The organism is uncultured Chitinophaga sp. (assembly GCF_902168175.1).
In the GTDB taxonomy this organism is placed as follows: Bacteria; Bacteroidota; Bacteroidia; order Chitinophagales; family Chitinophagaceae; genus Chitinophaga.
This window is the reverse complement of record NZ_CABHOU010000021.1, coordinates 68,533-83,402: the sequence shown is the minus strand read 5'-3', so window position 1 is coordinate 83,402 and position 14,870 is coordinate 68,533. Positions and strand designations below refer to the sequence as shown.

General features: G+C 47.1%; 11 protein-coding genes. 1 reads left to right on the top strand and 10 read right to left on the bottom strand.

Annotated elements, in window-relative coordinates; translation table 11 throughout:
• Positions 1-8: 8 nt before the first annotated feature.
• From QZT80_RS02440 to QZT80_RS02425, 4 genes are all read right to left on the bottom strand, one after another.
• Positions 9-398 carry a BlaI/MecI/CopY family transcriptional regulator gene (locus QZT80_RS02440; protein ID WP_295117241.1) on the bottom strand — a complete coding sequence of 130 codons (390 nt, stop codon included), beginning with the start codon at positions 396-398 and terminating at the stop codon, positions 9-11.
• A 240-nt stretch (positions 399-638) separates the two neighbouring features.
• Positions 639-1,253: a hypothetical protein gene (locus QZT80_RS02435; protein WP_295117239.1), complete on the bottom strand. Its 615-nt coding sequence runs from the start codon at positions 1,251-1,253 to the stop codon at positions 639-641.
• Positions 1,254-1,284: 31 nt separating this feature from the next.
• Entirely contained in the window at positions 1,285-2,148 is an 864-nt protein-coding gene (locus QZT80_RS02430) for a DUF4249 domain-containing protein (protein ID WP_295117237.1), read from the bottom strand.
• Positions 2,149-2,162: 14 nt separating this feature from the next.
• On the bottom strand, positions 2,163-4,538 hold the full coding sequence (locus tag QZT80_RS02425; RefSeq protein ID WP_295117235.1) for a TonB-dependent receptor: 2,376 nt from the start codon (positions 4,536-4,538) through the stop codon (positions 2,163-2,165).
• Between the two features lie 492 nt (positions 4,539-5,030).
• Here QZT80_RS02425 and QZT80_RS02420 point away from each other — a divergent pair, with 492 nt between their 5' ends.
• The gene (locus QZT80_RS02420) at positions 5,031-6,020 is read left to right on the top strand and encodes an AraC family transcriptional regulator (RefSeq protein WP_295117234.1); all 990 of its coding nucleotides are present in this window, start codon (positions 5,031-5,033) and stop codon (positions 6,018-6,020) included.
• Positions 6,021-6,096: 76 nt separating this feature from the next.
• On the opposite strand, the gene QZT80_RS02415 is transcribed toward QZT80_RS02420, so the two are convergent.
• The 6 genes from QZT80_RS02415 to QZT80_RS02390 form a co-directional block, all read right to left on the bottom strand.
• A complete protein-coding gene (locus QZT80_RS02415; RefSeq protein WP_295117232.1) occupies positions 6,097-8,418 on the bottom strand; it encodes a sodium-translocating pyrophosphatase in 2,322 nt (773 codons plus the stop codon).
• A gap of 149 nt (positions 8,419-8,567) precedes the next feature.
• A complete protein-coding gene (locus tag QZT80_RS02410; protein WP_295117230.1) occupies positions 8,568-10,088 on the bottom strand; it encodes an NAD(P)H-hydrate dehydratase in 1,521 nt (506 codons plus the stop codon).
• A 617-nt stretch (positions 10,089-10,705) separates the two neighbouring features.
• Positions 10,706-11,233: a hypothetical protein gene (locus QZT80_RS02405; protein ID WP_295117228.1), complete on the bottom strand. Its 528-nt coding sequence runs from the start codon at positions 11,231-11,233 to the stop codon at positions 10,706-10,708.
• A 26-nt stretch (positions 11,234-11,259) separates the two neighbouring features.
• Positions 11,260-11,730 (bottom strand): hypothetical protein, encoded by a 471-nt coding sequence (locus QZT80_RS02400; RefSeq protein WP_295117226.1) that lies wholly within the window; start codon positions 11,728-11,730, stop codon positions 11,260-11,262.
• Positions 11,731-11,766: 36 nt separating this feature from the next.
• On the bottom strand, positions 11,767-12,954 hold the full coding sequence (gene nhaA, locus QZT80_RS02395) for a Na+/H+ antiporter NhaA (RefSeq protein WP_295117224.1): 1,188 nt from the start codon (positions 12,952-12,954) through the stop codon (positions 11,767-11,769).
• A gap of 20 nt (positions 12,955-12,974) precedes the next feature.
• Positions 12,975-14,864 carry an OstA-like protein gene (locus QZT80_RS02390; protein ID WP_295117222.1) on the bottom strand — a complete coding sequence of 630 codons (1,890 nt, stop codon included), beginning with the start codon at positions 14,862-14,864 and terminating at the stop codon, positions 12,975-12,977.
• Between the last annotated feature and the right edge of the window lie 6 nt (positions 14,865-14,870).

Genomic DNA, 14,870 nt, shown 5'->3' with positions numbered 1-14,870 from the left:
ACTGGTATCTATTTTTGCTTTTTCTCCATTTCAGATAGATAACGCCTTATCTCGTCCAGTTCCTCCGGGGAGGAGTGGTGATGGCCAAGGGCCTGCATTACAAGCTGACTGGCCGATCCGTTAAAGACAGTATCTATCATTTTGTTTAATAATTGTTGTTGGGTTTTTTCCTGCGACACAAGGGCTTTGTAAACATGGGTTTTAGCGCTGGTATCACGGCTAAGCAACCCCTTTTCATGCATGATCTGCATGAGCTTAAGGGTTGTAGTGTAGCCTGCTTCCTTGCTTTGCTCCAAAATCTCATGCACATCCCTTACAGTACTGGGGCCTTTTTCCCAGAGTATGCGCAGAATTTCCAATTCACTTTCCGTCGGCTTGATGTTCCTTGCGGCGTCCATTGTTTGCTAATTTTAAATCGTGATCTGTTCCTGTCCAGATTACTGATGTACGAATATCTTCGTAAACAAATGTACGATACTTTTCGTAATTGCAAAATCCAGGCATATATTTTTTATTTCTTTTAACATCGATTTTTGCCGGTTATCAGGAATGGGAGGGGCAGAGGGACTTGTCAGCATAAAAAAAGCGGCACACCCCAGTCAAAGGGATGTGCCGCTGCAGAAGAACGACGCTTCTTTCTAAAACCTTCCTGCCTTTAGCGTAATATGCGCTGCCGGGCCACTCATGTCGCTGTCGGTAATTCCGGGTGTGTTGGAGCCGGAGATGAACCTGTAGGAAGCACCGATGCCTACCCGCATGAACGTCGCTATATTAATTTCGAGGTTGGCATAAGGTTCCGCCGCAAAGAAACAACTGTTATCGATCCAGTTGTCGCCTTCATGGTCTTCTTTCCATCTTACGCCTTTCATTACGCCACCGCCGCCAATAAGGCCGCCAACGCCCCAGTGTATCAGTTTATTAGAGTTAAATGTGTATTCAGCCACAAAACCGGTGTACCACATATTCCAGTACAGCGTAGGGTCGGAACTGTTAACCCTGGGGGCTTCAATGTCATTGACCAAAGCATAACCGCCGGCTCCCAGCATAATTTTGCTATTGAGCATCACACCGGCATTACCACCCATCATGATGGCAAACTTATCGGCAAAAGGGGTGAATTTGATGGTGGGGGCACCATAGCCGCCTACTCTTATTTTACTGCCGTTTTTGGGAGTAGCCAGTGTTTCCATTTGCTGGCCATAACTATTACCGGCGAGTACAAGCATGGCAAGCCCTAATATGATCTTTTTCATATTTCAGCATTTAATTGTTTTTAATATATAATTACTCGTGAATTTCTATTTCTGCAAAGCTGGTGCCCGATGTGCCGAACCAGCCCAGTATTTTCAGGTCGCCGCCGCTTACGTTTACCAGGTTGGTACCCACGTTTTCCAGCACTTTAGCGAACAGGCCGCCGTTGTTAACCTGGGTATCCACATGGTCCAGGAACTCATGGCTCCTTTTGGTGCAGGATGCGATACGAACGATTACTTTGTCTCCTTTCAGGAAAGGTTTGTCGCCCCGCGTAATTCCTTCGCTGATAGGGGGAATGAATTTAATGCCGTCAGATACATCTTCATTATACGCACCGTTGATAGCGAAGTTGTCCCTGATCCTTGTTGTTAGTGTGTTGCGGTAAGAGCGGATCCAATAATAATCGTTGTTGGCACCTTCCGGGTCGCGGGCATGAAACTTGGCGTAGTAGCCTTCCTCATCACCAAACTCGGCCTCTTTAAATTCAACGGTCAGCGAATCGATCACAGGAACGCGTTTAATCGTGTCGGTAGCCTCAAAGGTTTGACCGTTCAGCACTACACGTAATCTGTACACGTGGCCGATAACGCCGATACTGTTGGTGCTGCCGGGATCGTAGCTATATACATTGTTTGCGAACGCGAACGGGTAGCTGTCGCCACTGGTCAGGTCGAAAAGGGTAACGTTGGCATTGCTGATCACATTGGCCGGTGCCGTACCGGTATAAGCCGTAGTTTCGGTGATACGTACCTGTTGTACGCCGGGGGCGGAGGTGATCCACGCGTCCACTACGGGAATAGTTTTGCCCTGGGCTATATCGAGATCAAATTTTGTTTCGCATGCTGTGAGCATTACGGTAGATGCTAAAAGCAGCTGGCTGAGTATCTTTTTCATATGCTTTGCAGTCATTAGAATTTAAAGTTGTAAGTGATACCGGGAATGATGGTGCCGATGATAGACAGGCGAATGGCCTCTTTCTTCGTGGCATCGTCTTCATTTTGACGGAAGTAAACGGAGTAAGTGTTTTTGCGTGCGTACACGTTGTACAGCGAAAACACCCATTCTCCTTTCCAGCGTTTACGTGGCTTGCCCTGCAGGGTGTAGCTCAGGTCCAGGCGGTGGAAGTCCGGCAAACGGTAGTTGTTACGTTTATCGGTGGTGTTGTACGGAATGTCCCAGTCCTGGAACTCGAGGCGTGCATCGGCAAATGTTGAGGGCGCGCCGGAAGCATAAACGAAGTTGGCAGACAGCGTGCTGCGTTTGTTCAGCTCCTGCGATAACACCACGTTCAGGTTATGTGGGCGGTCGTAACGGTTCAGGAACCAATCACCACCGCTAATGCCCGGCGTTTTACGCTCGCTGCGGGAGAGGGTGTAGCTAACCCATCCTGTTGTTTTACCGACTTCTTTTTTTGCATACAGTTCAATTCCGTAAGCCCTGCCGGTAGAGGCCAGCAGATCGGCTTCTATCAGTTTATTCAGTTCCAGCGACGCATTATCTATGTAGTCGAGCTGGTTGTCCATCATCTTATAAAACGCTTCGCCGGATGCTTCAAAGCTACCGTTAGGCGAGTTGTAGAAGTAACCCAACGCAAACTGATTAGCCACCTGCGGTTTAATGTTGTTACTTGATGGCGTCCATACGTCGAGCGGGGTTGCAGAAGCAGTGTTAGACAACTGGTGCATATACTGCGCGGTACGGCTGTACGATGCTTTAACAGCGCTGGTATTGTTTATCTTGAATTTAGCAGAGAAACGTGGTTCGAGGAACATATAGTTTTTTATAGATTCTCCCGCGCCGAAGTGCTGCTCAGATACCAGGCGTTTGCGTACACCAGGGGTAGTATCATTATAGTAATAAGCTGTTCCTTCGCCCATATAGTTAAACCCTGATACACGTAATCCATATTGCAGGCCAATCTTATCGCCCAGTAATTTCAACTCATGATCAAGGTATACTGCCGATTCGAGTGCATGTTTGTTATCGATAACAATCGAACTTGTTTTGCTGTCGCCTTCCGTACCAATGCCAGTGCCGGGTTTAAAGGTGTAGTAGATCCCCTGTACGCCGAAATGCAATGTGTTATTGGAGTTAAGGTACCAGGTAAACGAAGGTTTAACGCCATAGTTAATGATGTTCGATTTCCAGCTAAAGCCCTGCTTATCCTGCTCATCATCGCTGGTAAACTTCAGGCTGTAATCGTACTTACTGTAGTAGGTGGTAAGGTTCATGAACAGCTTGCTGTTAAACACATGGTTCCAGCGGATAGACGTGGTCGTGTTACCCCAGTTGATATTGGCTTCTTTGCCAAACCCGAACACGTCGCGGCCGAAGTAGCCACTTACGAAAAGGGTATTGTTTTTATCGAATTTGAAGTTCGCCTTGGCGGTAAGGTCGTAGAAGTAAATTTTGGTATCCTTCATATCGCCTTTCAGGAAAGGTTTCATCAGCACATCGATGTACGAACGGCGGCCTGCGATAATAAAGGATGATTTATCCTTTTGAATAGGCGCTTCTACCGACAGGCGGGTGAATACATTACTGATACCGCCATTCACCTGCAATTTCTGGTTGTTACCGTCCTTCATGCGTATGTCCAGCACCGAAGCCGTGCGACCTCCATATTCAGCCGGAAAGCTGCCTTTATAGAGATTGATGTTTTTAACCGCATCCGGGTTAAACACTGAGAAGAAACCCATCAGGTGGGTGGAGTTGTAAACAGGCGCCTCGTCCATAAGGATAAGGTTTTCGTCGCTGTTCCCTCCGCGAACGTTGAAGCCTGATGCACCTTCGCCCACGGTAGTAACGCCTGGCAGGGTCTGGATGGCACGCAGTACGTCTGCTTCGCCCATCAGTGTAGGCAGTTTTTTCAACTCGGCAATATCCAGTTTAGCCACGCTGGTATTGATGGTGTTAATGTTTTTCTGTTGTTCTTTGCCGGTGATTACCACCTCGTTCAGCTGGCTGTCGCTCCGTTTCATCTTAACGTCTATGGTTTTGTTACCAGTGAGTTTGATGGTCATTTTATGGACGGAGTAGCCCATGTAGGAATATTGCAACTCATGTTCGCCTGCAGGCAGGGTGAGTGAATAAAATCCGTATTCATTGGATAGGGTGCCAATAGTAGTGCCGGTTTTGCCGATGGAGATGCCTATCAGGGTTTCGCCCGACTGGTCATCTTTTACATAACCGCTAACCGTATAGCGTTGTTGCTGTGCCTTTACCCATTGGCTCTTCAATAGCATAAGCGTAAAGAGCGCAAGCAGAACTGCTTTCGTTTTCATTGATTTTCCAGGTTTAACTTTTTATCTTTTCTGATGTTCTGATTATATGACGTGCGGAAAATGATTTCCCCCTATACCGGCACAAATTTTATAAAATAAAGTGGCAATCAGCTACGGCAAACGGAGCATTTGCCGGAATAAGCGGGAGGGGATTAACAAACGAGGGGTAAGAAACAGGGTGTTAGTCTAACGGAGTACATTGATATCCAAGTTCTTGCACGAATAATGCAATCACGTTCTCCTCGGTTTGCCGGCAAACAATGCGCAATACTTTGTCGCAGTCTTCCAGGTCTACGGAACAGGCAGAGGCCTCAAATTGCTCGGTTAGGGCCTTCAATACCTGATTTTTGTCATGTTGTGAGTCTATATTTGTTTTGAATACGCCAATCATGTGCTTTTATTAAATATTTCAGGATACTTTTGCAAAGTTGGTCCTTTATAATTTTGCAGACTTGCATTTAAGGGATTAATATTTATGTAAAACGGATTATTATGGCAGTAGTGATTAGAAATGAAGCCTACGATATTATCTACCAGGATAATAAGCCTTTTCAATCCCTCCGGATAAGTTCGCCCCAGCTTGTAGAAGAAGACATCCAGTTAAGCGAATCTTTTGGCAGGGCCAGGATGAAAGACATTTCCTTTGATGGGATGCTTTTCGGCTACGGTACCATTGATATATTGGAAAACATTCATGTAGAGGCCAAAGACCATATCGCCACAGTGGGCCTTTATTATACACTAAAGGGCGATTTCGATATTACACTTAACGACGGAGAAGTGCATCGTTACGGCAGGTTTAGTAATAACCTGGTTTACAATCCTTCTAATACCGAAACGATAAGCCTGCGCAAAAAACAGGGCATAGAGGTAATCGGTTTAAACTTTACAACGGCAAAATTTCTTGAACTGGCCGCTAACAATAGCAGCGTACTGGATAAATACGTGGAGGGTATTATCAAAAACCAACCCGTGTTTCAACGCTCCAACAGCGGTATGACGCAGCGGATGATGCAGGTGGTACAGGAAATACAGCAGTGTACATTTTCTGGCGGTATCAAAAAGTTATTCCTTCAATCTAAAGGGCTTGAGTTGTTGGCGCTGCAAAGCGAACAGCTGGAGCAAATGACAGGCCGTACGGTTAAAGCTACAAAGGTTTCTGTTTCGGACCGTGACAGGATACAATATGCGCGTGAACTGCTGATAGAACATGCGCAGGAGCCGTTGTCGTTACATGAATTGTCGAAAAGAGCGGGTATTAATGAGTTTAAGTTGAAGAATGGTTTTAAACAGATGTTTGATAATACTGTTTTCGGCTACCTCAATGATTATCGCCTGTTGCAGGCGCAGCAAATGTTACAGCAGAATATTTCACTCACCGCCATCTCGGACGAACTGGGTTATTCATCGCTGCAACACTTCAGTAACGCGTTCCGTAAGAAGTTTGGCGTAAGTCCGATGAAGATGCGTAAAGGCTTCTGATCTTACATCTTATTATAAATAAAAAAACGCCTTCGTACTGAAGGCGTTTTTTGTTGTAAGATGGTATGCTGCAAGGTTAGTCTACAGTAAGGTGTTTTGATGCACGCTTCATGTTTTCCACCGCGAGTTTTTTAGTTGCAGCGTCTAACTCATTTTTTATTTGAGCTGGAGTAAGCTTCGCTGTTTCAATCTTTTCAGCGATAGCTACCGTTTCAATGTTGGTAGACATTGCAGGTATCGTTTGATGAGTTGAAACGCTTGTATGATCTATTTTGCTATGCAACTCGGCCAGGGTAGGCGCAATTACCAGCGATACGATCGACATTAGTTTGATGAGGATGTTCATTGACGGGCCGGAAGTGTCTTTAAAAGGATCACCAACGGTATCGCCAGTAACAGATGCTTTATGTGGCTCTGATTTTTTATAGTATATCTCTCCGTTAATTTCCACACCTTTTTCGAACGATTTTTTCGCATTGTCCCACGCGCCGCCGGCATTGTTCTGGAACATGCCCATTAATACCCCGCTAACGGTAGCACCGGCCAGGAAACCACCCAATACTTCAGGGCCTAATAAAAAGCCGATGATGATGGGAGAGAGGAGGGCAATAGCGCCTGGCAGCATCATTTTTTTAATAGATGCCTGCGTGGAAATGGCCACACATTTATCATACTCCGGTTTGCCAGTACCTTCCATGATACCTGGAATAGTACGGAACTGGCGACGAACTTCTTCCACCATAGCCATAGCCGCTTCGCCTACCGCGCGTATTGCGAGGGACGAGAAGATGAAAGGGATCATACCGCCAATAAACAAACCAGCCAATACATCCGCTTTATAGATGTTGATAGAGTTGTTGATGTTGTACCCATTGGCCTGAATAACGCCTACGTAAGCAGCGAACAGCGCCAGTGCGGTAAGTGCAGCGGAAGCGATGGCAAAACCTTTACCAGTAGCAGCAGTAGTGTTACCCACTGCATCGAGGATGTCTGTTTTTTCACGCACCTCTTTTGGCAGTTCACTCATTTCGGCAATACCACCGGCGTTATCGGCGATAGGGCCGAAAGCGTCGATAGCCAACTGCATGGCAGTAGTAGCCATCATGCCAGCCGCGGCGATGGCTACACCATACAGACCGGCAAAAGCGTAAGAGCCATAAATACCGCCAGCTAATACGAGAATTGGTAGCAAGGTAGATTCCATACCTACTGCAAGGCCGCCGATAATGTTGGTAGCGTGCCCGGTGGCCGACTGGCGGATGATGGAACGTACCGGGCGTTTGCCCATTGCGGTATAATATTCTGTGATGATGCTCATAAGAGTACCTACCACCAGACCAACGATGATAGCGCCAAATACACCACCTTTGGTGAATTCATGTCCGCGCAGTACGAGTGACTCAGGCAGTATCCAGTTTACTGCAAACCAGCCGGCAATGGCGGTAAGCACAATGGAACCCCAGTTGCCCATGTTCAGTGCTTTTTGTACGGCCGCGGTATTAAGACCAGCATTGTCGCTGATGCGAACGAAGAAAGTGCCAATGATAGAAAGGATGATGCCCATACCGGCTATAAACATGGGTAGCAGCACAGGGGCCAGACCGCCAAAGTTGTCGGTCGATTTAGTTTCTGCGCCCAGCACCATGGTTGCCAGTACAGTGGCTACATATGAACCGAAAAGGTCGGCGCCCATACCGGCTACGTCACCTACGTTATCGCCTACGTTATCGGCAATGGTGGCTGGGTTACGAGGGTCATCTTCGGGGATGCCTGCCTCTACTTTACCCACCAGGTCGGCACCTACGTCGGCCGCTTTTGTATATATACCGCCACCCACACGTGCGAACAGCGCAATGCTTTCTGCACCCAGAGAGAAACCAGTAAGCACCTCGATGGTTTTGATCATTTCCGGGGTATCGGCCTCGGCGCCGAAGTAGGCTTTAAGGATGATAAACAGGCTACCCAGGCCCAATACGGCCAAACCTGCAACGCCCATGCCCATTACGGACCCGCCCGTAAACGATACTTTCAACGCTTTTGAAAGACTGGTACGGGCCGCCTGCGCAGTACGAACGTTCGCCTTGGTGGCTATCTTCATACCGATAAAACCGGCAAGCGCAGAAAAAATAGCACCAATGATAAAGGCAAGGGCAATGGTCCAGTCGGAATTGGCATGACTGGCACCCATATAGCCGAGCAGCAGGGCTGCAATGATTACGAAATAAGTTAAAATCTTGTATTCAGCTTTAAGGAAGGCCATGGCGCCTTCGGCAATATGCCGGGCAATCTCGGTCATTTTTTCGTTTCCGGCGTCCTGGCGACTTACCCATGCGCTTTGTACAGCAGTAAATAACAGTGCAATCAGTCCGAATAGTGGAATCAGGTAGACGATACTCATTTTGGTTCTTTTATTAAAAATTAGGGTGTCGAGTAAAAATAATGTATTAAAATTATTTTTACTAGTGGACGAATATATTGAAATTAACCGGGATTTCTAGGCTGATTTGCAAGGCTTTGTATGGGGGTATATAAGGGTCTTTATTACGCTTATTGCGCCTTTAAACTGAGAAATACATTTCCGAGGTTGTTTATGATGTCTTCGGGGGAAAGCGCTTCTTCCGATAAAACCCGGGCAGCGGCATCGCCGGCGGTGCCATGTAGCCATACACCGAAGAGGATGGCAGCTTTGGCGCTGTAGCCCTGGCAAAGCAGGGAGGTAAGAATGCCTGTAAGCACATCACCACTACCACCCGTAGCCATACCTGGGTTGCCGGTGATATTGAAATAGATAGCGCCATCCGGACAGGCAATGGCGGTATAACGGCCTTTAAGCAAGATGTAGAGCTGTAAGTCGGCTGATTTTTTCGCCAACAGTTCCAGCCGTTCGTAATCATTGGCAGTACTTCCAAACAACCGCTCAAACTCTTTAGGGTGTGGGGTGAGCAGGGAGTGTTTAGGTATTTTGTTCAGCAGTGCAGGGTAAGTGCCGATAATGTTCAGCGCATCGGCATCAATGACCATTGGCACGGTAGCTGCAGACAGCAAACGTTCCAGCGAACGGGCTGTCGCTGTTTCGGTGCCTATCCCGGGTCCAATGCCGATACATTTATAGTTGCTTTGGAGGCCTTCATGAAAGTGGATGCTGTGTTGTTCTTCCACTTCGGCTACGCACATGGCAGCAGGCACTGTTGCCTGCATAATTTCGTACCCGCAGCAGGGCACATGTACAGTAAGCAGACCAACACCTGCCCTTAGGCAAGCTTTAGCGGCCAGCACAGCGGCGCCCATTTTACCATAACTGCCTGCAATAAGCAAAGCATGCCCAAAGGTCCCCTTGTGCGAAAATGGTTTGCGTGGCTGGTATATAGTGCGAATAATATCCCGGTCGATAATATGGTAAGGTGTAATAGTATGGGCGATATAAGCCGGGTGTAGTCCAATAGGCAGGATATACACCTCGCCTGTAATACTGGCATTCTCCGGCATCAGGAAAGCGAGTTTATAAAACTCGAAACTGAGGGTGTAGCGGGCATGTACACAGGGTTGATGTGCCGAACTTTTATCGGCCATTAACCCGGATGGGATGTCGATAGCCACTATAACGTTTTTATCAGCCAGATCGCTGATTTTGTGCAGGATGCCTGCTACCCAGCCTTCTACCGGGCGGGAAAGGCCTGTCCCGAATATTGCATCTACCAGCACCGCGTTTGCGGGCAGGGATGGAAAATCGCTTTGGGCGCGGATGTGGTGTATAAGGGCAGGCTGTTCTTTTTCAAGTTGACGAAGGTTGGCCGTGTAATCGTCGGATGACTTTTCGCTGTGGTGAACGAGGTATACTTCTACGTTATAGCCCCTGTGAAGTAGCAACCTGGCAATGGCCAGTCCGTCGCCGCCGTTGTTACCCATGCCACAGAAAATGCAGATGGGCGTGGTTTCGCTGAATTTATTCCTGATCCAGGCTGCACAGGCCGCCGCAGCTCTTTCCATGAGCATAATGCTGCTCACGGGTTCGTGGGCAATGGTGTAAGCGTCTGCGGCGCGTATTTGTTCAGCGGAGAATATTTTCATGGCCTTCGTTATAAAGTAAATATAGCAAATATGGTGCGAAGGCTGCTCTCCAGGCAGGATGTGATGTATACACGTGCCTAACTATTCCTGGTGCCCGGCACGGCCGAATGCAGGCTTCTTCTTACGATGACGAAGAATTGGTCTCCTATTATTGAAAGGGCTTTGAAAGGGTATTCAAAGAGTATTGAGAGGGCCTGCAAAGGGTAAGTGCCTGATAAATATTCTTTCGCTGAAGGGAGTGACCTTTAGATTTACCGTATGGTGTATACACCTCCGTAATAGCATTTACACCGGGTGAATTGTCACGCACCGTAAATATGCCCGAAAGCAGTGTTCGGCCCATTGCTTTCATGTAGGTACTAACATAGAGGATAGATATAACGTGGATATAACCTGAGCGGCACATGAGCGGAGGATGAGCGGACGGTGAGCGGACGGTCAGGCATGTTTTAGTACCCGCGGGTGTATTTGCGACAATAGTGTAAAAACGCCCATAAATGATTCAGTCGCTGAAAGGAGTGACACAACGGCGGCTGATTAGCAATCCTGATGTTTGTTCCAAAAAAAAGAAATCCCGGCCTGTAAAGCCGGGATTTAAATATCGGGGGATGCTGTAATTATTTGAACGTATAACGTGCCGAGACGCCGCCAATTTGTTCGCCAATAAAGTCGTTACCGCCATTGAAGTGGAAGTAAGGTTTAAGGTCGGCGCTGAGGTTGAGCGGAATTTTTTTGAAGGTATACTCGATACCAAATATGCCATCAAGACCCACATAGGCTTTACTTCCATCTCCTCTCCAACGATCTCCGTCGTAATACCTGTTTTCCCATAATTGCAGGTGAGCGCCGCCGCCTCCATACATGTTCCATTCGGATTTACCGAAAACATTGAAGGTGTATTCGTAAAGGCCGGTGAACGTAACATTGTTAACCCGATCGTTGCCGCCGCCTGCGAAATAGTGATGTACTATGCCTTCAATAGCATGTGGCCCTTTAATAAAATGTTTGGCCGTAAAACCGATCAGCCAGGGATTTAACCTTACACCAAGACCTGTTTTGTAATCTGCCGGATCGCTTGTGCGCTGCGCATTTGCTCCAAGCGACAATACTGAAAGAATGCCACAGAGTAATACGATTTTTTTCATAGTAGTTAGTATTGATTAAAAAAACTTTAGTCCTTTTTTCCTCGCCCGAATATATAGCGGGCCGAAATACCGAAATCTGCAAATTCGTGGGAGGTAGTGAAGTGGACTGCTGGTTTCCAGTCTATACTGATATTAAGCGGAATTGTGGGAAAGTTGTAATTGGCTCCTGCAATTCCGTCAATACCGGCCAGGAACTTATTGTTCCCATCTATCACCCTGTTCCCGAGGTGCGCGCCGCCGCCGGCATACCAGCCAAAACCTTCTGTAGTAAGTGCGGAAAGATCGAAGTGAAATTCACCGAGTGCAGTAAGTGAAACGGTACGGTTGTATAAACCCACAATTGCCTCTGCTGCAAACTTATCGCTGATGTAATAACGTGCGGTAGGACCTAATGGTAAACCCAGTCTTACACCGGCTTCAAGCTGCCCTGCTGTTTGTCCCTTCGCTTTAATTGCCAAACTACTGATGATTGCTACCAGTATGATGCGATATTTCATTGATCAGGAATTTACAATAACAATGCCAAGAAAATGTTAATCCCTTATCAAACGTAAATAAACAAATCCAAGTATGCCGGATAACAGAGAAGCGGTGATAACAGAGATAATTGCGATGACCTGGATAGCATGTTGCGAGGCATCATGATAAGCGAGAGAGGCGATAAAGATGGACATTGTGAAGCCAATACCGGCAATTATCCCGATGCCCAATAACTGCGACCACCTTGTGCCTGAGGGCAATGCGGCGAGTTTTAATTTGGTCGCTATAAATGAAAATAAGAAGATGCCCACCGGTTTGCCAACTACCAGTCCGGCAATAATACCATAACTAACGGTGTTGCTGAAAGCATGCAGTATGTCTGGCGGAAATACAATAGCAGTATTGGCCAGCGCAAAAAGTGGCATCACGATAAAATTAACAGGGTCGTGCAGGCGGTGTTCGAGTTGACTGATCTTGTCGAGCGGAATGCAGAAGGAGAGTAGCACACCGGCGATGGTGGCGTGTATCCCGGAATTAAAAATGCAATACCAAAGTACAATGCCGGGAATGATATAAAATACCAGCCGTTTTACTTTGAACATGTTGAACAGTACTAGTAAGGCCAAAATGCCAGCACCGCCCAATAAAAAGCCGATACTGATATGATCTGTATAAAATACGGCAATTACCAGTATCGCACCCAGGTCGTCGATAATAGCCAGGGCTGTCAGAAATATTTTGAGAGATAGGGGCACACGATTACCCAATAGCGAAAGTACGCCCAATGAAAATGCAATATCAGTAGCCATGGGGATGCCCCAGCCGTGTGCATATTCACTGCTACTATTAAAACAGGTAAAGATCAACGCAGGTACCACCATACCGCCAACGGCCGCCAGTACAGGTAATAAAGATTTTTTTACGGATGATAATTCACCGATAGTAAGTTCCCGCTTAATCTCCATGCCTACCAGCAGGAAGAAAAATACCATCAGCACATCGTTGATCCACTGCAGAGGGGAGTTGGGAAGATGTAAACCTGCCACTTCGTAATAGTGACCGCCCTGTAAATCGAATAACTGCGTCCAGAAGCCAGTGAAGGCTGATCCCCAGGCAGTATTGGAAACAATCATCGAAATTAGCGTACAGATAATAAGCACGATACCCACCGCTCTGCTATCATGTAAAAACTCAAGCAGGGGCGAAAGGAATTTTCTCCGGATAAGGGATGTTACGGTCATATCTGAATTCGTTTATGCTTTTAGTTACCGATCAATTCATATCTTGATTTAGGCTTGCGATCGAACTCCCATTTGAAGTTGGTGAGGAGGCGCTGATCTGCCGGGAACTGGGTGAAGGGATAAATGCCACCTTCGTGATCTTTAATATTGACGATATATTCCAGTTGCCCGTCCACAAAGTGCATATCGATAATGGCGCAGGTAGAGCGTTGTACGTTGGTAAAGGCACTGTCGGCGTCCTGCTGGTATACAAGGCTTTCAGCGTTGCCGTATACCCGCATGTAATACAGTTTGTCGTCCTTAAAGTAGCCTGTAATGGTATTGCCTTTTATCTGGTTGTAATAGCCTTTGATCACTTCGGTAGCCAGCATGGCGTTCTGATCGAGCAGTATTTTATCTCCCTTTTTGTTTTTAGTAAAGAGGAATACGGTATCGCCAAACATCTGCATTTCTTTTACCCAGAGTACTGGTTTCTGGTACATGCGGAATACTGAATCCACGCTGCTGTAATAGGCGCTGTCGCACACGGCCTGCAGGGAGTCTGAGTAGATGCGTACGTTGTGATACGCGTTTATGTAACGATGTTCGGTGGTGTCTTTAGGAGGTACGCTGTCTGTAACCATGGCGAGCGGCCTGGCAGCAAGGGAGTCGGGTTGTAGCCCGGTGACAGGTACCGTGGGAGCAATGGAATCAGGCTTAAGTCCGGAGAGTGCTATCCTGGCGCGCAGGCTGTCCCGGTTCGCATCCGCGATTTTCGGGATGGAGTCGGGGCGGGAGGGCTGTACGGTAATGGTTGCTGAATCTCTCCTTCCTGCTATGGCCAGGTCAGCGCGTTTACGGAATTCCGAAGCAGCTGAATCCGGCGCCGTTTCCAGCGAATCGCTGATGGCGGGCGCCTGAATGGCTATGATGGAGTCTTTGGCGTACACTTTAGCCGTATCTTTTTTAATGATGCCGGAGGCCAGGGTGTCGCCTGTCATAAAGAGTGTGTCTTTACCGCTATAGGTAATAGATACAGGTCTTTGCGTGGCAAATACGAATTTGTTCGTCTGGTTTATCTGCCCATAGTTGCCAAGCAGTATGATCTTATGTACGGTATCTCTCCAGATCATATTACCGGTGGCAGTAGCCACGCCGCTTAACTTATCAATATCGATGTTATCTGCGGTGAAGTCGCCCGTACTGTCGGTAATAATAGGTCTGCTGGTAAAGTTACCCATACCGGTTTCTGTATTGTATATGCCCGACGATACGTAGGTGATCCGCTTACCATCATTGATGGTGGTAGGGGCTACGATAGTAGCTATTTTAGTATCTGTATTATAAAGTAGTGTATCCGTAGAAAGGGTATAGTCCGGATTTATCAGTACTACGTTCTTTTTAAAATATACGTCCTTGGTTTCGGTGTAATAGAACGCCTCGTGGCTGGTAAGCGTCGATTTTTCGTTTACCAGTTTACCTCCGTTGGAGTAACTGCCTATTTTGGCATTCATATCGTACACCATTTCCGGCCCCGAAATTACTACCTGTTTATCGGTAAGGCGGGCGTTGCCGCGCAGGGTAGCCACCCTCGTGGGACCATTATAATGCAAAAAGTCCGAGTAAGTATGTACGCTGTCGTTATTGTTGATATGTACATTCCCGTATGCGTCTACTGCATCGGTCCGTTTTATTGCACTGTCGGCATAAAGCAGGGTAGTGCCGTGCTGAAACAGCGCCTGCACGTGTGCGCCATTGATCGTATCGCTGTAAACACGCGTTAGCTCGAGTGAATCTTTTTTAATGAAATTGAGTCGTCCGGACCTTATGATTTTTATTACCTCTGAAGAGTCCTGGGCATTGGCATAGAAACTACCGGTCAATCCCATTAAAAGAATGAGAATGAACCTGTATTGAAAGCGTTGCAGCATATTAAG

Coding starts and splice junctions, on each gene's coding strand:
- QZT80_RS02410 (WP_295117230.1), bottom strand. CDS start 10,088: ATGAAAATATTCTCCGCTGAACAAATACGCGCCGCAGACGCTTACACC.
- QZT80_RS02400 (WP_295117226.1), bottom strand. CDS start 11,730: ATGAAATATCGCATCATACTGGTAGCAATCATCAGTAGTTTGGCAATT.
- QZT80_RS02405 (WP_295117228.1), bottom strand. CDS start 11,233: ATGAAAAAAATCGTATTACTCTGTGGCATTCTTTCAGTATTGTCGCTT.
- QZT80_RS02435 (WP_295117239.1), bottom strand. CDS start 1,253: ATGAAAAAGATCATATTAGGGCTTGCCATGCTTGTACTCGCCGGTAAT.
- QZT80_RS02425 (WP_295117235.1), bottom strand. CDS start 4,538: ATGAAAACGAAAGCAGTTCTGCTTGCGCTCTTTACGCTTATGCTATTG.
- QZT80_RS02440 (WP_295117241.1), bottom strand. CDS start 398: ATGGACGCCGCAAGGAACATCAAGCCGACGGAAAGTGAATTGGAAATT.
- QZT80_RS02430 (WP_295117237.1), bottom strand. CDS start 2,148: ATGAAAAAGATACTCAGCCAGCTGCTTTTAGCATCTACCGTAATGCTC.
- QZT80_RS02415 (WP_295117232.1), bottom strand. CDS start 8,418: ATGAGTATCGTCTACCTGATTCCACTATTCGGACTGATTGCACTGTTA.
- nhaA (WP_295117224.1), bottom strand. CDS start 12,954: ATGACCGTAACATCCCTTATCCGGAGAAAATTCCTTTCGCCCCTGCTT.
- QZT80_RS02420 (WP_295117234.1), top strand. CDS start 5,031: ATGGCAGTAGTGATTAGAAATGAAGCCTACGATATTATCTACCAGGAT.
- QZT80_RS02390 (WP_295117222.1), bottom strand. CDS start 14,864: ATGCTGCAACGCTTTCAATACAGGTTCATTCTCATTCTTTTAATGGGA.